This is a genomic window from Kineococcus aridisoli, assembly GCF_050871885.1.
In the GTDB taxonomy this organism is placed as follows: domain Bacteria; phylum Actinomycetota; class Actinomycetes; order Actinomycetales; family Kineococcaceae; genus Kineococcus.
Map to the genome: position 1 here is coordinate 1 of NZ_JBJLSF010000062.1, position 19,713 is coordinate 19,713.

The 19,713-nt window shown below is 76.2% G+C and carries 20 protein-coding genes; 11 read left to right on the forward strand and 9 right to left on the reverse strand.

Annotated features, from left to right (window positions below; genetic code table 11):
- Positions 1–205 precede the first annotated feature (205 nt).
- The 8 genes from rpmH to ACRYM2_RS16060 all read left to right on the forward strand — a co-directional run bounded on the left by rpmH (position 206) and on the right by ACRYM2_RS16060 (position 6,154).
- Positions 206–343, forward strand: coding sequence for a 50S ribosomal protein L34 (gene rpmH / locus ACRYM2_RS16025; protein ID WP_166610470.1), 138 nt, complete (start codon positions 206–208; stop codon positions 341–343).
- A 19-nt stretch (positions 344–362) separates the two neighbouring features.
- Positions 363–713: a ribonuclease P protein component gene (gene rnpA, locus ACRYM2_RS16030; RefSeq protein WP_432523439.1), complete on the forward strand. Its 351-nt coding sequence runs from the start codon at positions 363–365 to the stop codon at positions 711–713.
- Positions 714–774: 61 nt separating this feature from the next.
- The gene (yidD, locus tag ACRYM2_RS16035) at positions 775–990 is read left to right on the forward strand and encodes a membrane protein insertion efficiency factor YidD (RefSeq protein ID WP_166614513.1); all 216 of its coding nucleotides are present in this window, start codon (positions 775–777) and stop codon (positions 988–990) included.
- Positions 991–1,062: 72 nt separating this feature from the next.
- Positions 1,063–2,082: a membrane protein insertase YidC gene (yidC, locus tag ACRYM2_RS16040; RefSeq protein WP_432523440.1), complete on the forward strand. Its 1,020-nt coding sequence runs from the start codon at positions 1,063–1,065 to the stop codon at positions 2,080–2,082.
- Between the two features lie 43 nt (positions 2,083–2,125).
- Positions 2,126–2,719, forward strand: coding sequence for a Jag family protein (locus ACRYM2_RS16045; RefSeq protein WP_432523441.1), 594 nt, complete (start codon positions 2,126–2,128; stop codon positions 2,717–2,719).
- Positions 2,720–2,754: 35 nt separating this feature from the next.
- Positions 2,755–3,549, forward strand: coding sequence for a 16S rRNA (guanine(527)-N(7))-methyltransferase RsmG (gene rsmG, locus ACRYM2_RS16050; RefSeq protein WP_432523442.1), 795 nt, complete (start codon positions 2,755–2,757; stop codon positions 3,547–3,549).
- A 248-nt stretch (positions 3,550–3,797) separates the two neighbouring features.
- Entirely contained in the window at positions 3,798–4,952 is a 1,155-nt protein-coding gene (locus ACRYM2_RS16055) for a ParA family protein (RefSeq protein ID WP_432523465.1), read from the forward strand.
- The gene (locus tag ACRYM2_RS16060; protein ID WP_432523443.1) at positions 4,949–6,154 is read left to right on the forward strand and encodes a ParB/RepB/Spo0J family partition protein; all 1,206 of its coding nucleotides are present in this window, start codon (positions 4,949–4,951) and stop codon (positions 6,152–6,154) included. Before ACRYM2_RS16055 ends, ACRYM2_RS16060 begins: the two co-directional genes overlap by 4 nt.
- A gap of 26 nt (positions 6,155–6,180) precedes the next feature.
- Here the strand turns inward: ACRYM2_RS16060 and ACRYM2_RS16065 are convergent, their stop codons facing one another.
- Together ACRYM2_RS16065 and ACRYM2_RS16070 are read right to left on the reverse strand one after the other, a co-directional pair.
- Positions 6,181–7,137 carry a D-alanine--D-alanine ligase family protein gene (locus ACRYM2_RS16065; RefSeq protein ID WP_432523444.1) on the reverse strand — a complete coding sequence of 319 codons (957 nt, stop codon included), beginning with the start codon at positions 7,135–7,137 and terminating at the stop codon, positions 6,181–6,183.
- Entirely contained in the window at positions 7,134–8,510 is a 1,377-nt protein-coding gene (locus ACRYM2_RS16070) for an aminotransferase-like domain-containing protein (protein WP_432523445.1), read from the reverse strand. The genes ACRYM2_RS16065 and ACRYM2_RS16070 overlap by 4 nt, the downstream gene beginning before the upstream one ends.
- Before the next feature lie 130 nt (positions 8,511–8,640).
- Between ACRYM2_RS16070 and ACRYM2_RS16075 the strand changes: the two genes are divergently transcribed.
- Positions 8,641–9,303, forward strand: a complete 663-nt coding sequence (locus ACRYM2_RS16075; RefSeq protein WP_432523446.1) for a GNAT family N-acetyltransferase — start codon at positions 8,641–8,643, stop codon at positions 9,301–9,303.
- Between the two features lie 96 nt (positions 9,304–9,399).
- On the opposite strand, the gene trxA is transcribed toward ACRYM2_RS16075, so the two are convergent.
- From trxA to ACRYM2_RS16100, 5 genes are all read right to left on the reverse strand, one after another.
- Positions 9,400–9,726, reverse strand: coding sequence for a thioredoxin (trxA, locus tag ACRYM2_RS16080; RefSeq protein WP_432523447.1), 327 nt, complete (start codon positions 9,724–9,726; stop codon positions 9,400–9,402).
- A 32-nt stretch (positions 9,727–9,758) separates the two neighbouring features.
- A complete protein-coding gene (trxB, locus tag ACRYM2_RS16085) occupies positions 9,759–10,805 on the reverse strand; it encodes a thioredoxin-disulfide reductase (RefSeq protein WP_432523448.1) in 1,047 nt (348 codons plus the stop codon).
- Positions 10,806–10,926: 121 nt separating this feature from the next.
- Entirely contained in the window at positions 10,927–11,784 is an 858-nt protein-coding gene (locus ACRYM2_RS16090; protein ID WP_432523449.1) for a hypothetical protein, read from the reverse strand.
- A 61-nt stretch (positions 11,785–11,845) separates the two neighbouring features.
- On the reverse strand, positions 11,846–12,460 hold the full coding sequence (gene sigM / locus ACRYM2_RS16095) for an RNA polymerase sigma factor SigM (RefSeq protein ID WP_432523450.1): 615 nt from the start codon (positions 12,458–12,460) through the stop codon (positions 11,846–11,848).
- A complete protein-coding gene (locus tag ACRYM2_RS16100; RefSeq protein WP_432523451.1) occupies positions 12,457–14,109 on the reverse strand; it encodes a protein kinase family protein in 1,653 nt (550 codons plus the stop codon). The genes sigM and ACRYM2_RS16100 overlap by 4 nt, the downstream gene beginning before the upstream one ends.
- A 182-nt stretch (positions 14,110–14,291) precedes the next feature.
- On the opposite strand from ACRYM2_RS16100, the gene ACRYM2_RS16105 reads away from it, so the two are divergent.
- Together ACRYM2_RS16105 and murJ are read left to right on the forward strand one after the other, a co-directional pair.
- Entirely contained in the window at positions 14,292–15,266 is a 975-nt protein-coding gene (locus ACRYM2_RS16105; protein ID WP_432523452.1) for a hypothetical protein, read from the forward strand.
- Between the two features lie 100 nt (positions 15,267–15,366).
- Positions 15,367–17,094, forward strand: coding sequence for a murein biosynthesis integral membrane protein MurJ (murJ, locus tag ACRYM2_RS16110; protein WP_432523453.1), 1,728 nt, complete (start codon positions 15,367–15,369; stop codon positions 17,092–17,094).
- On the opposite strand, the gene ACRYM2_RS16115 is transcribed toward murJ, so the two are convergent.
- Positions 17,071–19,218, reverse strand: a complete 2,148-nt coding sequence (locus ACRYM2_RS16115) for a DUF6049 family protein (RefSeq protein WP_432523454.1) — start codon at positions 19,216–19,218, stop codon at positions 17,071–17,073. The genes murJ and ACRYM2_RS16115 overlap by 24 nt on opposite strands.
- Positions 19,215–19,691, reverse strand: coding sequence for an NUDIX hydrolase (locus ACRYM2_RS16120; RefSeq protein WP_432523455.1), 477 nt, complete (start codon positions 19,689–19,691; stop codon positions 19,215–19,217). The genes ACRYM2_RS16115 and ACRYM2_RS16120 overlap by 4 nt, the downstream gene beginning before the upstream one ends.
- Positions 19,692–19,713 lie beyond the last annotated feature (22 nt).

Sequence of the window (19,713 nt, forward strand, 5' to 3'; positions counted from 1 at the left end):
CCCCCCCCCCCCCCCCCCCCCCCCCCCGCCCCGCCACCCCCACCCCCCCCCCCCCCCCCCCCCCCCCCCCCCCGCCCCCCCCCCCCGCACGCTTTGACCCGGGTGCTCCCTCGACCGTACCCTGCTGGGGATTGCGCTCCGCGTCACGACCGATCGGTCGCCGACACCCGTGGAGCCGGCCCGAACGAGTCCCTGGAGCATCGACGTGAGCAAGCGCACCTTCCAGCCGAACAACCGTCGGCGTGCCAAGACGCACGGCTTCCGCCTGCGCATGCGCACCCGTGCGGGTCGCGCCATCCTCTCCGCGCGCCGCGCCAAGGGCCGCGCGCAGCTGTCCGCCTGACGCACCCCTTCGAGTCCGCGTGCTGCCCGCGGAACACCGCCTGCGCCACCGCGACGACTTCACGGTCGCCTTGAAGCAGGGCACGCGTGCCGGCACGCGGCGCCTGGTCCTGCACTGGGCGGCCACCGACCGAGCCCACCCCACGAGGGTGGGCTTCGTCGTGTCCAAGGCCGTCGGCGGTTCCGTGGTGCGGCACCGGACCCAGCGGCGGCTGCGGCACCTGGCCGCCGGCCGGCTCCCCGCCCTGCCCGCCGACGGCGGGCTGCTCGTCGTGCGGGCGCTGCCGGCGGCCGGCTCCGCGACGTCCGCCGACCTGGCCGCCGACGTGGACCGCGGGCTGCGCCGGCTGGGGCTGACCGGTCGTGGCTGAGCCCGCGGCCCGGACCCGGCCGGCGCGCCGCTGGTGGCACCCGCTGCGCTGGCCGGCGACCCTGCTCGTCGTGCTGGTGCGCGCCTACCAGCTGCTCGTGTCCCCGCTGCTGGGGCCCACCTGCCGCTTCTACCCGTCGTGCTCCGCCTACGCCGTCGAGGCGCTGCGCACGCGAGGTGCCCTCGTGGGCACCTGGCTCACCATCAGGCGCCTGCTCCGCTGCCACCCGTGGAACCCTGGGGGCGTGGACCCCGTTCCGCCCAGGGGCGCCTCGTGAGGCCGCTGTGAGCACCACGGGCGTGGACGGCAAGGACGAGGGCGTGACCCCTGCGAGAGGACGAACCGCACGATGATCGAGTTCTTCTACGACCTGCTCCACCCGATCCAGTGGGTGGTCGCGTGGATCATGGTGCGTTTCCACGACCTGTTCACGCTCATCGGCCTCGACCCCGCGGGCGGCGCGGCGTGGTCGCTGTCGATCGTCGGCCTGGTGGTCGTCATCCGCATCCTGCTCATCCCGCTCTTCGTCAAGCAGATCAAGGCGATGCGCGGGATGCAGGTCATCCAGCCCGAGATGCGGAAGATCCAGCAGAAGTACAAGGGCAAGAACGACCCTGCCAGCCGCCAGGCCATGCAGCAGGAGATGATGGCGCTCTACCGCACCTCGGGCACCAACCCGATGGCGAGCTGCCTGCCGATCCTGCTCCAGTCGCCGATCTTCTTCGCGCTCTTCCACACCCTCAACGGCATCGGCAAGGGCGAGTCGGTCGGCGCGCTGACCCCCGACCTCGTCGAGCAGGCCGACCGGGCGACGCTCTTCGGCTCGCAGCTGTCGGACATCTTCATGAGGTCCTGGTCGAACGGCGACTGGAACACGATCGTCCTCACCGCGGTGATGATCGTCCTGATGTCGCTGTCGCAGTTCGTCACGCAGAAGCAGCTGATGGCGAAGAACACCTCGTCGGCGTCGATGGAGGGCAACCCCTTCGCGCAGCAGCAGAAGCTGATGCTCTACGTGCTGCCGATCATCTTCGCCGTCTCCGGCGTCAACTTCCCGATCGGCGTCCTCCTCTACTGGCTGACCACCAACGTGTGGTCCATGGGCCAGCAGTTCTTCGTCATCCGCCGCATGCCCAACCCCGGGTCGCTGGCGGAGAAGGAGCTCCAGGAGCGCCGCGCCCGCCGCGCCGCCCGTCGTGGCCAGGTCCTCCCGGACTCCGCCGCCTCCACCGGCACCACCGGCACGGCGACCGCCGAGCACACCACGAGCGCGCCGGTGCGCCGCCAGCGCCAGCAGCCCAAGCGGGGCGCCAGCCGCGAGCAGCGGCGGCCGGGTGGTTCGCGCCCGACGCAGAACCGCAACCGCTGACCCGGACCCCGACCAGCACGACACGCAGCACCGAGGAGGACGTGTGAACGGCACGACGGACGCGGTCGCGTCGACTCCGGTGGACGACACCGAAGGCAGCGGCGAGACGCGGACCGAGCAGGCTCGCAGCAAGGGCACCGCCCGCTCGCGGCTCGAGGAGGAGGGCGACATCGCCGCCGACTACCTCGAGGAGCTGCTGGACATCGCCGACCTGGACGGCGACATCGACATCGACATCGAGAACGGGCGCGCCTCGGTGGCGATCGTCGCGGACGAGAAGAGCACCCCGGCGCTGAGCCGGCTCGTGGGCCCCGGTGGCGAGGTCCTGGAGGCGTTGCAGGAGCTCACGCGGCTGGCCGTGCAGGCGCAGACCGGGGACCGGACGCGGCTGATGCTGGACGTGGCGGGGCACCGCTCCACCAAGCGCAGCTCGCTGGTGCGACTGGCCGAGGAGGTCGTCGCCCGCGTCCGCGAGCGCGGTGCGGCCGAGCGGCTGCAGCCGATGCCGGCCTTCGAGCGCAAGGTCGTCCACGACGCCATCGCGGCGGCCGGTCTGGTCAGCGAGTCGGAGGGCGAGGAGCCGAACCGCCGGGTCGTCGTCCTGCCGCCGAGCGCCGCCCAGGAGGGCAGCGACTGACGGGAGGCGACCACCCCGGCCGATAGGGTGTCCGGGTGTCGCACGAAGTGTCCGAGGGCGGGGATGTTCCACGTGGAACATCCCCGCCCTCTGTCGTTCCCGCCGAGTCCACCGCCGCCCAGACCGCACCTCCCGAAGCAGCGCACCGCGTCTTCGGTGAACGCGCTGAGCAGGCGGCGCGCTACCACGACCTGCTGGCGACCCGGGGCGTCGAGCGGGGCCTGATCGGCCCTCGGGAGGTTCCCCGCCTCTGGGACCGCCACCTGCTGAACTGCGCCTACCTCGGGGAGGCGATCGCCGAGGGTCTCAGCGTGCTCGACGTCGGTTCCGGCGCCGGCCTGCCGGGGATCCCGCTCGCACTGGCGCGGCCCGACCTGCGGATCCGCCTCGTCGAGCCGCTGGAACGGCGGTACACCTTCCTGCGCGAGGTCGTCGCGGAGCTGGAGCTGCGGGAGCAGGTGGCCGTCGTGCGGGGACGGGCCGAGGACGTCAAGGGCGAGTTCTCCGCAGCCGTGGTCACCGCCCGCGCCGTCGCACCGCTGGAGACCCTGTACCGGTGGACGTTGCCGCTGGTGCAGACCGGAGGGCACCTGCTGGCCATCAAGGGTCGGAGCGCCTCCCAGGAGATCGAGGCTGCAGCAGCGACACTGCAGGCGATGGGCATCACGAGCACGCCAGAGGTGGTGAGCGTCGGCCCGGACGACGGGACGGGGACGACGCTGGTGCGGGTGGCACGCGGGGCGGGGCCCCTGCGCAGCACCGCGGCGACGACCACGACGACGACTCCGCGCAAGACCCGGCGCCGTCCAGCCGGGCCGGCGCGGCGATGAACGACGGGAAGGAAGAGCGCGTGACGCAGTTGGGCTGGTTCGGAGCCCCGCGACGGGACCAGGAGGCGCAGCGCCACCTCGGGTGGGTCGGTGTCGCAGTCCTCGATGTTCCACGTGGAACGATCAGCGCTGTTCCACGTGGAACCGAGCAGGTCGACGCCTCTCCCGCGCCGGCCGACGCCCCGGCGAGCGACGAACCCGCCGGCGCGCCGGACGAGCACGTCCCCGCACCGCCTTCGCGGGCCCCCATCGATGCCGCCGCCACGGACCCGGTCGCCGCAGACCCGGTCGCCGCGGACCCGGCCGTCGACGAGGCGACCGAGCCGGTCGTCGTGCCCGTTCCACGCGATGTTCCACGTGGAACGGTGGAGGAGCTCGACCTGCCCGCTGAGGAGCAGGAAGCGTCCACGGTGGACACCGGACCGGCTCCCGTTCCACGTGAAACACCGCGGGCCCGCGTGGCGGAGCGCTTCCCGGCGCCGACCGAGACGCGCATCATGACGATCGCCAACCAGAAGGGCGGCGTCGGCAAGACGACGACGGCCGTGAACCTCGCCTCGGCGCTGGCCGCGGCGGGGCTCAAGGTGCTGGTGCTGGACCTGGACCCGCAGGGCAACGCCTCCACGGCGCTCGGGATCGAGCACCACTCCGAGGTGGCCGGGGTCTACGAGGTCCTGGTCGAGGGCAAGCCGCTCATCGAGGTCGTGCAGCGCTGCGAGGAGGCGCCCGACCTGTGGTGCGCCCCGGCGACCGTCGACCTGGCGGGCGCGGAGATCGAGCTCGTCTCGATGGTGGCCCGGGAGTCGCGGTTGCAGCGCGCGGTGGCCAAGTACCTCAAGGCCGTGGAGCGCGCCGGTGAGCGACGCGTCGACTACGTGCTCATCGACTGCCCGCCCAGCCTGGGTCTGCTGACCATCAACGCCTTCGTGGCGGCGCCGGAGGTGCTCATCCCCATCCAGTGCGAGTACTACGCGCTGGAGGGCCTGAGCCAGCTGCTGGCCAACATCGAGCTCATCCAGGAGCACCTCAACCCCGACCTGGCGGTGACGACCATCCTGCTCACCATGTACGACGGCCGCACGCGCCTGGCTGCTCAGGTGGTCGACGAGGTGCGCTCGCACTTCGGCGAGCAGGTGCTCAAGACGCTGGTGCCGCGCTCGGTGCGCATCTCGGAGGCGCCCAGCCACGGGCAGACGGTGATGGCCTACGACCCGCTCTCCTCCGGCGCCCTGGCCTACCTGCAGGCGGCGCGGGAGATCGCCCAGCGTGGCGTGCAGGAGCCGGCGCAGGCGGCGGAGGATGCTGCGGTGGGGGCGCCGTCGGGCGCGGCGGACCCCTGGGCGCGGTGGACGGACGGTTCGGTGACGCGGCGCGGGTTCGCGTCGAAGGAGGGTGGAGCGTGAGCGACAAGCGACGGGGGCTGGGACGCGGCCTGGGGGCCCTCATCCCCAGCAACGCGCCTGCGGCGAGCAGTCGTGCGGGCGGTGCGACCCCGACCATCCCGCCCGCCATGCGCCCGGGTGCCCGCCCGTTCGACGTCTTCTTCGACCAGCAGACCGGGCCGGCCGCGACGCCGGGGCCGCAGCAGGAGGGCTCGCAGGAGGCGCTGGAGGAGGCGCGCACCGAGGCGCCTGCCGAGCACTCCGTCGACGACTTCATCCAGCAGCCGCTGGAGGCGGCCGGCGTGGAGGCCCCGCCGGCGGTCGACCCGGTCCCGGACGTCCTGGAGGCCTCCGCCGTCCAGCCGGAGGCCGCGCCGGGGGCAGGGGCCGACGACGGCCTGCTGGACGTCCCGGGAGCGCGCTTCGCCGAGGTGCCGGTCACGGCCATCGTGCCGAACCCGCGGCAGCCGCGGACGGTCTTCGACGAGGACGACCTCGCCGAGCTCGTGCACTCCGTCCGCGAGATCGGTGTCCTGCAGCCGATCGTCGTGCGCGCCGCGGAGCCCGTCGAGGACGGCGCTCCGCGCTTCGAGCTCGTCATGGGCGAGCGCCGCTGGCGGGCCGCCACCGAGGCCGGCCTGGAGACCGTGCCCGCCATCGTCCGCGAGACCGCCGACGACGACCTGCTGCGCGACGCGCTGCTGGAGAACCTGCACCGCAGCCAGCTCAACCCGCTGGAGGAGGCGGCCGCCTACCAGCAGCTGCTCGACGACTTCGGCTGCACGCACGAGGAGCTGGCCTCGCGGATCGGCCGCTCGCGCCCGCAGATCAGCAACACGCTGCGCCTCATGAAGCTGCCGCCGCTGGTGCAGCGCCGGGTCGCCGCCGGAGTCCTCAGCGCCGGGCACGCCCGGGCGCTGCTGTCGCTGGAGGACGGCGCGGCGATGGAGCGGCTCGCGCAGCGGGTGGTCGCCGAGGGGCTCTCCGTGCGGGCCGTGGAGGAGATCATCGCGCTCGGCGACGCGGACACCGCGGCCCGCCGCCGCAACCCCGCCCAGCCGCAGCCGGAGCTGGAGCGGCGGGCGTCCACGCTGGCGGACCGGCTGGACACCCGGGTGCGCATCAGCATGGGTCGCACGCGGGGGCGGCTGACGGTGGACTTCGCCGGGGTCGAGGACCTCGACCGGATCCTGCGCCTGCTGGAGGCGACGCCGACCACCTGAGCGGTGGCCGGCGCCGCCTGCGCGGGTCAGCCCGCGAGAGCGCTCTGCACGACGGCGCGGTAGACGGTGTCGAGCTCCAGGCCGGCCGCGGCGACGGCCTGGGGCAGCAGGGAGGTCTCGGTCATCCCGGGGGCCGCGTTGGCCTCCAGGAAGACCGGGTCGCCCGAGTCGGGGACGATGAAGTCGATCCGGGACAGGTGGCGCAGCCCGAGGGCCTCGTGGGCGCCGCGGGCGGCCTTGGCCACCCGGTCGGCGACGTCGTCCGGCAGCCGGGCCGGGGCGAAGAACTCCGTCGCCCCGGCGGTGTAGCGGGCGCCGTAGTCGTAGGAGCCGCCGTCGGCCACGATCTCGACGGCGGGCAGCACGAGGACCTCCCCGTCCACCTCGACGACCGAGACGGCCACCTCGGTGCCGGGGACGTGCTGCTGCACGAGCGCGGTGTCGCCGTACGCGAAGGAGTCCACGACGGCCCGGGCCAGGTCGCGCGGGTCGCCCACGACCGCCACGCCCAGCGCGGACCCGCCCCGGCTCGGCTTGACCACCAGCGGGAAGCCGGCCCAGGCGGCCGCGGCGGCCAGCACCGGCTGCGCCCCCAGGTCGCGGAACGTGGCGTGCGGCAGGGCGATGGAGGCGGGGACGCTGATCCCCGCCGCCGCCACGACGCTCTGCGCGATGGGCTTGTCCCACGCCATCCGGCACGCGGCCGGGCGGGAGCCGACGTAGGGCAGGCGCAGCAGCTCCAGGACGTCGCGCAGGGCGCCGTCCTCGCCGATGGCCCCGTGCAGCACCGGCCACACGACGTCGGGGGTCTCCTCGGACAGCCGCGGCAGCAGGTGCGCGTCGGCGTCCAGGGTGCTCACCTCGCAGCCCGCGGCCCGCAGCGCCTCGGCCACGCGCCGCCCCGAGCGCAGCGAGACGTCCCGCTCGTGGGACAGCCCGCCGGCCAGGACGGCGACGCGCAGGGGCGATTCCTCGAGGCTCATGCCAGCTCCGGTCCGGGGTTGTCGACACCGGCGCGACCCGCGCGGTGCAGGGAGGTGGGGACGCCGCCGAAGGTCTCCAGCACCTCGAGCTCGTCCTGGACGACGCCGGCGAGGCGGCGCACGCCCTCGCGGATGCGCTCGGCGGTGGGGAAGCAGTACGACAGGCGCAGCGAGTGCCCGCCCGTGCCGTCGGCGTAGAAGGCGCCCCCGGGCACGTAGGCCACCCGGCCGGTCACCGCGCGCGGCAGCATGGCCTTGGCGTCCAGGCCGTCGGGCAGGGTCAGCCAGACGTAGAAGCCGCCGACCGGGTGCGTCCAGCTCGCCTGCGGCAGGTGGGTGGCCAGGGCGTCGAGCATGGCGTCGCGGCGTTCGCGGTACAGTTCGCGGAACACCTTCACCTGCCCCTTCCAGTCCCAGGTGGACAGGTACTCGGCGATGGCGAACTGCCCGAAGGAGGTCGGGCACAGGATCGCCGACTCCGAGGCCAGCACGAGCTTCTCGCGCACCGCGTGCGGGGCGACGGCCCAGCCGACGCGGTAGCCCGGCGCGAACGTCTTGGAGAACGAGCCGAGGTGGACCACGTGCTCGGCGTCCATCGAGCGCATCGCGGGCAGCGGGTCGCCGTCGAAGCCGAGCAGCGCGTAGGGGTCGTCCTCGAGGATCAGCAGGTCGTGGCGCTGGGCGATGGCCAGCACCTCGCGGCGGCGCTCCAGCGACAGCGTCACCCCGGCGGGGTTGTGGTGGTTGGGCACCGTGTAGAGGAACTTCACCCGGCGGCCCTGCGCGCGCAGCCGCAGCAGCGTCTCCTCCAGCGCCTGCGGCTGCAGGCCGTCCTGGTCGAGCGGCACGTGCACGACCTGCGCCTGGTAGCTGCGGAAGACGCCGAGGGCGCCCACGTAGCTGGGGGCCTCGGCCAGGACCACGTCGCCGGGGTCGAGGAAGATGCGGGAGACGAGGTCGAGGGCCTGCTGGGAACCCGTCGTGACGACGACGTCGTCGGGGTGGGCGTTGATGCCCTGCGGGCGCATCACCTCCACGATCTGCTCGCGCAGCCGCTCCTCGCCCTGGCCGGAGCCGTACTGCAGGGCGACGGCGCCCTTCTCGGCGATGAGGCGGGCGGCGATGTCGGCGATCGCGTCCAGCGGCAGGGCGGGCAGGTACGGCATGCCGCCGGCCAGCGAGACGACCTCGGGGCGGTTGGCGACCGAGAACAGGGCGCGGATCTCGGAGGCGGTCATGGACGCCGTGCGCTCGGCGTAGGAGGTCAGCCAGCGGTCCAGGCGGGTCCCGGCGGCAGCAGCAGCGCCGGCCCCGGCCGCGGCGGACGCGACGGGCGCGTCACCGGGACTCGAGGACGGCGGGTACTGGCTCATGGCGGCCTCCTGGGGCACTCGTGGGCACTGCGGGATCGGACTGGTCCGTGCGACGAGCCTCGTCGCACACGACGAGCCTCCCACCTAGGATGCCTCCGACGCACTGTCGATGGACGGAGGGGGCGCGCCGGTGGGTCGTCGGATGGCGCCGTTGACGCTCGACACCCTCGCCGACCTGCCCGCGGAGCCGCGGCAGTGCGTCTTCTGGGAGCTCGACGCGGTCGCCGCGCAGCGCGCGGCGGAGGCCGGGTACCCGGACTTCGAGAAGGAGGCGTGGATCTCCACGGTCCTGCTGCAGTGGGGGCCGTGCGGGCGCCTGCTGTACGTCGACGACAAGCCCGCGGGCTTCGTCATGTACGCCCCGCCGGTCTACGTGCCCCGGCAGGGGGCGTTCCCCACCTCGCCCGTGAGCGGTGACGCGGTGCTGCTGACGACGGGCTGGATCGAGCCCGCCTTCCGCGGCCAGGGCCTGGCGCGCACGCTGCTGCAGGGGGCCGCCAAGGACCTCACCCAGCGCGGTATGAAGGCGGTCGAGGCCTTCGGCGGCGGTGCCGCCGCGATCGGCGGCGACGGCAACCACGACTCCGCCCACGAGCACGCCACCGCCTGCGTGCTGCCCTCGCACGTCCTGGAGTCGGTGGGGTTCACGGTGGTGCGCCCGCACCACCGCTACCCGAGGCTGCGGCTGGAGCTGAAGAACGCCCTGAGCTGGCGCGAGGACGTCGAGGCGGCGCTGGAGCGCCTGCTGGGCAGCGTGCGCATCCCCACGCTGTCCGGGGTCGCGCACCCCTGAGGCCGCCGCCGGGAGCACCCCGCACGCACGCGGCGCCGGTCCCCGCAGCGGGGACCGGCGCCGGACCGGTGCAGGAGCGCGACGACCGCTCGAGGGTCAGCCGACGAAGTCGGCGAGCTCCTTGAGCAGCGCGGGCTTGGGGCGGGCGCCGATGATCGTCTTCACGACCTCGCCGCCGGAGTAGACGTTGAGGGTCGGGATCGAGGTCACGCCGTACTTGGCGGCGATCGCCGGGTTCTCGTCCGTGTTGAGCTTCACCACGGTGATCTTGTCGGCGTGCTCGCCGGCGATCTCCTCCAGGACCGGGGCGACCTGGCGGCACGGGCCGCACCAGGGCGCCCAGAAGTCGACGAGCACGGGCTTGTCGGACTGCAGGACCTGGGCCTCGAAGGTGTCCTCGGTGACGGATGCGGTGGCGCTCACGGCGGCCTCCTGGGGTGTGGTGGGTGGGTGGGTCAAGCGGTCGGCAGCGGGCGCGGCTGGGGGCGGGCGACCGTGTCGGCGTCGGAGACGTCGGGCGTGCCGGTCTCCTCGCGCGGCGGGTCCAGCTCCTGGACGGCGTCGCCGCGGGCGGCGAGGAAGCGCTCGGCGTCCAGGGCGGCGGAGCAGCCCATGCCGGCCGCGGTGATGGCCTGCATGTACTCGTGGTCGACGACGTCGCCGGCGGCGAAGACGCCCGGGACGTTCGTGCGGGTGCTGCGGCCCTCCACGAGGACGAAGCCGTTCTCGTCGAGGTCGACCTGGCCCTTGACGAGGTCCGTGCGCGGCTCGTGGCCGATCGCGACGAACAGCGCGGTCGCGTCCACGTCGCGCGTCTGCCCCGTCACGGTGTCGCGCAGCGTCAGGCCCTCGACCTTGCTCTCGCCCTTGATCGCGACGACCTCGGAGTTCCAGGCGAAGCGGATCTTGGGGTTCTCCTGGGCGCGCTTGACCATGATGCGCGAGGCGCGCAGCTCGTCGCGCCGGTGGACGATCGTCACCGTGCGGGCGAAGCGGGTCAGGAAGGTGGCCTCCTCGACCGCGGAGTCGCCGCCGCCGACGACGACGATGTCCTGCTCGCGGAAGAAGAAGCCGTCGCAGGTGGCGCACCAGCTGACGCCGCGGCCGGACAGCCGCTTCTCGTCGGGCAGGCCGAGCTCGCGGTAGGCCGAGCCCAGGGCGAGGATCACCGCGTGGGCGCGGTGCGTCTCGCCGCCGCCGGTGACGACCTCCTTGACCTCGCCCCCGAGGCGGACCTCGACGACGTCGTCGGTGACGAGCTCGGCGCCGAAGCGCTCGGCCTGCGAGCGCATGTTGTCCATGAGGTCCGGGCCCATGATCCCGGTGGGGAAGCCGGGGAAGTTCTCGACCTCGGTGGTGTTCATCAGCGCACCACCGGCGGTGACGGACCCCTCGAAGACCAGGGGGCGCAGCTCGGCGCGCGCGGCGTACAGGGCGGCCGTGTACCCGGCCGGACCAGATCCCACGACGATGACGTTGCGGATGTCCTTCGCGTCGCTCACCTGGAACGGACCTGCTTCCCTCGATCGGCGCCGCGACCCCGTCGGCCGCGGACTGCGTCGTGCCCTGCTGTCAACCGATGGTAGGGGTGCGCTGTTCCCGGCGGCCGCCGTCCCGGCGGCCTCAGGAACCGCTGGGCGGCGGCACCGGGACCCGGCTGTAGGCGGCGTCGCCCGGGGTGCACCCGAGGGGGACGACGACGACCTCGGCGCCCTCGCCGGTGCGGTGCACGACGAGCGCGGCGGGCTCGGTGCGCCAGCTGGCGATCTCCACGGCGACGACGGAGCCGGGGTCCACGCCCAGGCTCTTGGTGCACGCCAGGGCCCGCTCGGCGGCGGGGCGCTGGGCGGGGTCGGTGGTCGCGGACCCCTCCGCCGGCGCCTCGTCGGCGGGGGCGGGCGCGTTGAGCAGGGTGCGGTCACCGGGCCCGGTGGAGCCCGCGCCGGGGGTCGCGTCCGGAGCCGGCTGCCCGGTCCCCGACGCGTCGGCGCCCGCGTCCTCGAGGGCGTCCTCGCCGAGGTCCTCGACCGCGGCCGCGTCGGTGTAGTCGCGGCCGCTGAGCAGCACCTGCGCCTGCGGCGGCACCTCCTCGGCGGCCACCGCGCCCGGGGCGGCGCTGGAGCCGGCGGCCGACCCGGCGGCCGAGGAGCCGGCGCTGGTCGCCGACGGCGAGGAGGCCTGGTGCACCGCGAGCACGGCGCCGCCGCCCACGACGACGGCGGCCGCGACACCGGTGAGCAGCCGCTGCACCCCGCGCACGCGCCGCCGGCGCGCGGCCAGCGAGGCGACCGAGGCCCCGGTGCCCTGCGCGGGGGCCTCGGCGCGGGTCTGCGCGCGGGTCTCGGCGAGCGCGGCGGCCAGCGCGGCGTCCAGGCGGGCGGCGACGTCGCCGGGCAGCGGTCCGACGTCGGCGTGCGCGCGCAGCAGGTCGCGGACGCGCTGCTGCTCCGGCGACAGCTCGTCGGGTTCCTCGCGGCTCACGACGGCTCCTCCCTGCGCTGGTCCGCGGTGTGCGGGTCGGGACTACGACGTGCTGCAGCGCTCAACGGTTCCCGGTGCCTCCCCGGCCCTCGCCGAGCAGCCCGGCCAGCGTGGTGCGCCCGCGCGAGCAGCGCGACTTCACCGTGCCGACGGCCACCCCCAGGACCTGCGCCGCCTCGGCCACCGGCACGTCGTACATGTCCACGAGCACCAGGGCCGCGCGCTGGGCCTCGGGCAGCTGCTGCAGGGCGCGGGTGACGTCGAGGGACGCCTCCACGTGCGGGGTGGCGTCCTCGGCGACGGCGAGCGCGGCGCCGGTGCGGGCGCTGTCGTCCCCGCCGGGGCCGGCCTCCTCCTCCAGCGGGCGGGTCGGCCGCACGGCCCTGCGCCGGGCGCGGTCCAGGCAGGCGTTGACGACGATGCGGTGCAGCCACGTCGTGACGGCCGAGTCGCCGCGGAAGCGGTCCGCGGCGCGCAGCGCGGACACCAGCGCGTCCTGGACGGCGTCGGCGGCCTCCTCGCGGTCGCCGGTGGTGCGCAGCGCCACCGCCCACAGCCGGTCGCGGTGGCGGCGCACGACCTCGCCGAAGGCCTCCGGGTCGCCGGCGACGTGGGCGGCGACGAGGTCGGCGTCGCTGCGCGGGTCGAGCGGCTCGCGGGGGCCCGCGGCGCTCACGGTGCCGGCGGGGTCGCGCCGGGGGTCGCGCCGGGGGTCGCGCCGGGGGTCGCGCCGGGGGTCGCGCCGGGGGTCGCGCCGGGGGTCGCGCCGGGGGTCGCGCCGGCGGGGGTGCCCACGACCTGCACCTCGCCGACGACCTCGCGGAAGACGCCGTCGGTGGTGGGCAGCGCCGTGAACCACAGCAGCAGGTGGCGGGCGCGGACCGGGGCGGGCGGGGCGAGGACCTGCTGCCCGCCGGCCGCGGCGGTGGCCACGACGACCGAGCCCTCCACCCCCGGGCCCGGGGCGGTGCGCAGCTCGACGGCGCCGCCGTCGCCGCCCGCGCTCAGCTCCACCCGGCTCACGTCGGCCTCGGCGCCCAGGTCCAGCAGCAGCCCGATGCCGTCCTTGAGGCCGCCGAAGGCGGCGGAGTTGTAGCGCTGGCTCTGCCAGGTCGTCGCCGGGTCGCCGTCGACGACGCGGCCGGCGGTCTCCGGGGACTCCCCGTCCCCGGCCGGGTCGAGCGCGGTGACCGCCACCACCGGCAGCGGTGCCGGCGCGGCCGCGGGCGGTGCCGGCGGGGGCGTCGAGGCGGGGGCGGGCGCGGCGGGCGGGGAGGTGGACGGCGCGGCGCTGGAGGTGCGCGGCGCAGCGGTGGGCACTTCCGGCACGTCGATGCGGCTGAGCTGCCACAGCGCGAGCACGAGCCCGACGACGACGACCACCCCGAGGATGCCGAGCACGAGGCGGGAGTCCTCGCGCGGCGGGCGGCCGGTGGAGTGCGGGCGGGTGAAGGGCACCGGCGGTTCCGCGTCGGGCACCACCTCGTCGCGGTTCTTCAGCCGGCCGCGCACCTCGGCCGTGGCCAGCTCGCCGCGCATCCGGCGCAGCACGTCCTGCCAGGTGTCCATCGACCACGGGGCCAGCTGCAGCGCGAGCTCCGCGGCGTCGCGCGGACCGTCCTCGTGCGGGCCGAACGTCACCGCGCACAGCGTGTCGAGGTCGTTGGGGACGTCGGGGCGCACGTCCTTGGGCGGCAGCGGGCGGCCGTCCTCGCCGGCCGGGGCCGCCGGCAGCGCGCCGAGCGGGGCGACGCCCTCGGCGGCGGGCCAGCGCGCCAGCAGCCCGGCGTGCACGAGGGCCACCAGGCCCAGGGCGTCGGCGCGGTTGGCCAGCGCGGCGGCGCGGGCGGGGGAGACGGCGGGCGGGTCGGGGTCCAGGGCCGCGGCGGTGCCGATGCCCCGCACCCGCACGACGCCGTCGGGGCCGAGGAGGACGTCGTCGGGCGTCAGCCGGGTGTGGTGCAGCCCGCGGCGGGCGGCGGCCTCCAGCGCGGAGGCGGCCTCGCCCACGAGCGCGCGCACCGCCGGCGGCTTCAGCGGCCCGGTGCCCAGCAGCTCGGTCATCGTGCGCCCGTCGACGTCCTCCTCGACGACGAAGGCGCCCACCCTGTCGGTGCCCGCGTCCAGCACGCGCGGGATGCGCGGGTCGGTGAGCATCGCGGCCCGCCGGGCGGCGTCGAGGAACTCCTCGGCCCGCGGGTCGCCGGCGTCCAGGACGCGCACCCGCACGCGCCGCTCCAGCGTGAGGTCGCGACCCCGGAACTCGCGCGCGGCGTCGGGGTCGCCCGTCGGCAGCTCGCGGTCGAGCTCGTAGCGGTCCGCCACGAGCTGCCGGCCTCCGCCGCGGCCTGCCCCGTCCAGGATCGCCCCCCGTGCTCAGCGCGCACCCCCGGTGCGCGTCGCCCGCCGCTGATCGCCCGCCGTGCGGGCGCCCCCATGCTAGGGCGAGCAGCCGCGGCCCCGCGCTGGGCGCGCGCACCGGGCCGCGGACGCCGACGATGGTCCTCGTGACGACCACGACGCGCGCTGCCACACCGTCCACCCCCCGCCCGGGGCGGGGCTTCGTCGAGGGCCTCGCGGCCGGTGCCGTGGGCACCGCGGTCCTCGACGCCGTCACCTACGCCGACATGGCCTGGCGCGGGCGCGACGCCTCCTCGGTGCCCGAGCAGGTCGTCGACGCGCTGGCCGCGCGGCTGGACCTGCACGTGGGCGGCTCGCAGCGCGAGCGGGCCAACCGGCGCACCGCCCTCGGCGCGCTGTCGGGCACCGTCGCCGGGCTGGCCACGGGCGCGCTGGTCGGCACCGCTCGCCGCGCCGGGCTGCGGCTGCCCGCCGGGGTCGGCGGGCTGGTGACCGGGGCCGCCGCGATGGCCGCCACCGACCTGCCCGCCCACGCGCTCGGCGTCACGGACGTGCGCACGTGGACGGCGCGGGACTGGGTCTCCGACGCCGTGCCGCACCTGGCCTTCGGCCTGGCCGCGCACTCGACGCTGCGCCGCTTCGACGCGGCGCGGGCGGCCCGCACCGGCAGCACCGTGGTCGTCGACCGGCCGACGCGCGCCTCCGCGGGCCTGCTGCTGCGCAGCGCGCTGCTCGGGGTCGCCGCGGGCGGGCGCAGCTCGCTGGGCCTGGCGGGACCGGCGATCACCGGTCCCTCCGCCGCCGCCCAGTTCGCCGCCGTCAGCGGCCTGGCCGCCGAGGTCGTCGCCGACAAGCAGCCCGGCGCGCCCGCCCGCACCGACCCCGCCGTCCTGCCGGTGCGGCTGGCCAGCGGTGCCGCCGGCGCCGCGGTGCTGGCGCGGCGCGCGCACGCCCGCGCCGCCCTGCCCGTCCTGCTCGGCACCGCCGGGGCGCTCGCGGGCTCGTTCGCGGGGGTCTCCTACCGCGCGTGGGCGGCCCGGTACGTGCCGGACTGGCAGGCCGCCGTCGCCGAGGACGTCGCCGCCACCACGCTCGCGGTGCTGGTCTCCCGCTCGCGCTGAGCCCCCCTCCCGTGCGGAAGCCCGTCACGCTTCGTGACGGTCTTGACCGCACGGGGGGCGGGATGCCCCGGGCGGCCGCCGCATCGGCGACCATCAGAGCGTGAGCGCACCGCTGGACGAGCAGACCCCCGCGACCCCCGACCCCGCCGCGGGCCGGGCCGGGCGCGGTTCCGGCGAGCAGGAGCGCGCCCGGGAGCAGGCGTCGCTGGCGCGCTCCAGCGCGCTCATGGCCTCCGGCACGCTGGTGTCGCGGGTGCTGGGCTTCGTGCGGGTGGCGCTGCTGGCCGTCGCCGTCGGCGGCACCTCCGCCGGGGTGGGCGGTCAGGTCTTCGACGTCGCCAACAAGGCGCCGAACAACTTCTACATCCTCGTCGCGGGCGGGGTGCTCAACGCCGTCCTCGTCCCGCAGATCGTCAAGGCGTTCCGGATGCCGGACGGCGGCCGCGAGTTCGTCGACCGGCTCGTCACCCTGGCCCTGCTGCTCATGGGGGCCGCGACGGTCGTCATCACGCTGGCCGCGCCGCTGGTGGTGCGCCTGTACTCCGAGGGCTGGGACGACGACTGGCTGGTGCTGGGCACGGCGATGGCGTTCTGGTGCCTGCCGCAGGTCTTCTTCTACGGCCTCTACACCGTGCTGGGGCAGGTGCTCAACGCCCGCGGCAGCTTCGGCCCGTACATGTGGGCTCCCGTGGTCAACAACGTCGTGGCCATCGCCGGCGTCGCGGTCTTCATCGGCCTCTTCCCCGACGGCGAGCTGCTGGAGGCCGACGCGTGGACGCCGGCGATGGTGGCCCTGCTCGCCGGCACCGCCACCGCGGGCGTCGCGCTGCAGGCCCTGGTGCTGCTGTGGCCGCTGCACCGCGCCGGCTTCCGCTACCGCCCGCGCTTCGGCTTCCGGGGCATCGGGCTGCGCAGCGCCGGCCGCGTCGCCGGCTGGACCTTCGCCGGCGTGCTCGTCGGCCAGCTGGCGTTCGTGCCCACCTCGAAGGTCATGACCTCCGCCGGGCACGCCCTCAACGAGGCGGGGGTCGTCGGCGCCTCGGGCAACTCCTACAGCTACGCCTACCTGCTCTTCATGCTGCCGCACTCGCTGGTGGCGGTGTCGCTGGTGACGGCGCTGTTCACCCGACTCAGCCGCTCCGCGGTCGGCGGCGACGTGGCCGCGGTGCGCCGCGACTTCTCCTCCGGCGCCCGCACGGTGGCCGTCGCGGGAGCGCTGGCCACCTGCGCGTTCGTCGCGCTGGGGCCCGCGCTGGCGGGGGCGATGTTCCCCTCCGGGCACCCCATCGGCCAGGTGCTCGTGGCGATGGCGCTCGGGCTGGTGCCCTTCAGCACCACCTACCTCGTGCAGCGCGTCTTCTACGCCTACGAGGACGCGCGCACGCCGTTCCTCGTGCAGGTCGTCGTGGCCGTCGTGGTCACGGTCGGCAACGTGGTGATCTGGCTGGCCGTGGACCCGCGCTGGCAGGTCGTGGCCATCGGCGCCGCGATGAGCGCGGCCAACGTCGTGGGCTGCGTGCTCGGGCTGGCGCTGCTGCGCCGGCGGCTGCGCGCGCTGGACGGCCGCGGCATCGACGGGCACCGCCTGCTGCGCACGCTGGTGCGGCTGCTGGTCATCTCGGCGATCACCACGGCCGTGGGCCTGCTGGCCGCGCGGGGCGGGCGGCTGCTGGGCGAGGGCCGCCCGGTCGACGTGGCCGTCCTCGTCGGCGGCGGTCTGCTCGTGCTCGCCGTCTTCGTGCTGCTGTGCCGGCTGATGCGGGTGCGCGAGCTGGAGGAGCTCGCGGCTCCGCTGCTGCGCCGCCTACCCCTGCCCGGCCGCCGCTGACGGCTCGGCGCTGCCCCCGGCCTCCCCCGCCCCGCCGCCGGGGCGCTCCGCGGGCCGCCCGCCGACGTCGGTGTGCTCGGCCTCGTCGACGCGGCGGCGCCCGCGCCTGACGGCCCGCACGAGGCCGAGCAGGAGCAGCGCGCCCGCCCCGCCGCCGACGACCGCGCTGATCCAGCCCTCGACGTCGGCGCGGACGTTGAGGTCCACCTCCACGGGGTCGCCGAGGGGGCTGCCTGCGGGGGTGCGCAGCTGGGCCTCGACGACGACGCTGCCGTTGGCCAGGGCCCGCACGGGCACCGCGACCCGCTGCTGGCTGCGGGCGGCGACCGTCTGCCGGGGCACCGCGTCGAGCCGGACGCGGGGGCTGCGCGGGCGCAGCACGAGGTCCACCTGCACCGGGACGCCGAGCTCGTTGACGACGGTGATGGGCAGCTCGCTGCGCTCGGCGGCGAGGTTGCGGACGCTGCCGCCGGCGATGCCCACCGCCCCCGTGAGCGCGGTGAGGGACTCCGACAGCCGCGTGCGGGCGGCGGGCAGCGCGTCGAGGTGGCCGCGCCAGGAGACGCCCAGCAGCAGCAGCGCGGCCCGGCGCTGGTCGGCCAGCGCGGGTTCGTCGCCGCCGAGCGCGCTGGCGAAGTCGTCGACGGCGCCGAGCGAGGAGGCCACGGCGGCCACGTGCCCGGGGGGCAGCGCCGCGCGCGCCAGCGCCGCCGGCAGCGTCGGCGCGCTGCGCGGCACCCCCGGGTCGGGCACCTCCAGCAGCTGCGACAGCGGCTGCCAGCGCGCCCAGCCCGAGTCCTCCAGGTCGCTGACGAGGCGCTCCACGGCCCCCGGTGCGGGAGCGAAGCTGCGGGGGGCCACGAGCAGCAGGCTGCGCGGGTCGCTGGGGCGCTGCAGCGTCGTGGTGGCGACCTCGGCCAGCAGCCGCTGGCGCACGAGGACGACCTGGTCGGCGTCGGCGGCGTCGGCGAGCACGGAGCTGGCGGTGCGGTCGGCCACGAGACCGGTCAGCGCGGTGCCGCCGGCGGTGGGCGTGGCGCGGCCGGCGGGGGTGTAGGTCAGGTCGCCGTCGGGGGCCAGGCAGTCGTCGTCGAGCACGACGGTGCGGGCGCCGGCGCCGGCGGCGAAGGCGAGGACGTCGGTGTCGGCGCTCTGGTCGGCGGGCCAGGCGAGGCCGGTGCGGACGCGGGCCCCGAGCTCGTCCAGCACCCCCTGCCCGGCGGTGGTGGCCTCGGCGAGCAGGGCCGCCCCGTCCGGGGAGCGCTCCAGGGCGACGAGGTCGGGGTCGCCGTGCGGCAGCGCGAGGACGTCGCGGTCGGCGGCGGCCGTGCGCAGGTCCGCCAGCCAGCCCTCGACCAGGCGCGCGGGCTCGCCGGTGCCGCCGCTCGCGGCGGAGCGGGCGGCGGCCACGAGCGCGGGGTCCACGGCCCACGCGGTGCGCGGGTCGGCGCCGGCGGCCAGCAGCCGGCGCAGGCGCCCGTCGCCGGTGGCGCCGACGGCCTCGGCCAGGCCCTCGGCGCTCGCGTCGCGGCCGGCGACCAGCGGCAGCAGCAGCGTGAGCAGCGTGCGGGGCGTCTGCGGCGGGGCGGAGACGAGGAAGGTGCGGGCGATGCCGGCGCGGCCGCCGCCGGCGGTGCTGACCTCGACGGCGGCCGGGTGCGCGCCGGCGGCGGGGCCGAGGGCGGCGGCGGGCAGGGTGAGCACGACCTCGGCCTGCCGCCCGGCGGCCAGGGCGCCGCCGTCGCCGACGACGACCTCCTCGGAGGCGGCGCCGGCGCGGGTGGAGGCGCTGCCGTCGGCGCGGGCCCAGCGGTCCAGCGCGCTGCGGGCCACCGCCGCCGAGCGCTGGGCGACCAGGCGGGCGCGCAGGCCCTCCAGGCGCTCGGCGCCGCGGTTGCGCACGCGGGCGCGCACGGTGATCGTGGCGCGCCCGGGGTCGTCGGCCGCGTACGCGGCGGGGGTGACGTCGAGCAGGACGACGGCCAGCGGCAGCTCGTCGCCGTCCCCGGTGCCCGTGCGGGTGCTCCCGGTGGGGCTCGGGGTGGTGGTGCGGGTGCCGCCGGCGAGCACGGCCGCGCCGGAGAGCCCGGCCAGCAGCTGGCGCCGGGTGGGGGCGGTGCTCACGCCAGCTCGCCCAGCCGCAGCGTCGCGGCCTCGGCCGCACGCCGTTCGTTGGGGAAGGCCAGCCGCTCGTCGAGCTGGCTGAAGGGCACCCACTCGACGTCGATGGCCTCCGCGTCGGGGTCGTTCTCCACGGTGAGGTCGCCGCCGACGGCGCGCAGCAGGAACAGGTGCACGACCTTGTGGATGCGCCGGCCCTCGGCGGAGAACCAGTAGTCGATGCTGCCCAGGGTCTCCACGACCTCGCCGCGGATGCCGGTCTCCTCCTCGATCTCGCGCACCGCCGCCTCCTCGAGGGTCTCCTCGCCCTCGAGGTGACCCTTGGGCAGGCACCACTCCTCGCGGCCGGCGCGGTTGAGCCGGCAGATCACCGCGGCGCGCGGCTCGCCGGTGCTGAGGTCGACGACGAGCCCACCGGAGGAGGTCTCCTGCACGGTGGGCAGCCGCCGTCGCGGCTCCCGGGCAGGTCTGACCATCGGCTCACTGTAGCCAGCCCGG

What these genes read in the sequence shown, in the direction of transcription:
- ACRYM2_RS16065 (WP_432523444.1), bottom strand. Translation starts at nt 7,137, where the DNA reads ATGAGCCTCGAGGAATCGCCCCTGCGCGTCGCCGTCCTGGCCGGCGGG.
- yidC (WP_432523440.1), top strand. Translation starts at nt 1,063, where the DNA reads ATGATCGAGTTCTTCTACGACCTGCTCCACCCGATCCAGTGGGTGGTC.
- ACRYM2_RS16120 (WP_432523455.1), bottom strand. Translation starts at nt 19,691, where the DNA reads ATGGTCAGACCTGCCCGGGAGCCGCGACGGCGGCTGCCCACCGTGCAG.
- ACRYM2_RS16070 (WP_432523445.1), bottom strand. Translation starts at nt 8,510, where the DNA reads ATGAGCCAGTACCCGCCGTCCTCGAGTCCCGGTGACGCGCCCGTCGCG.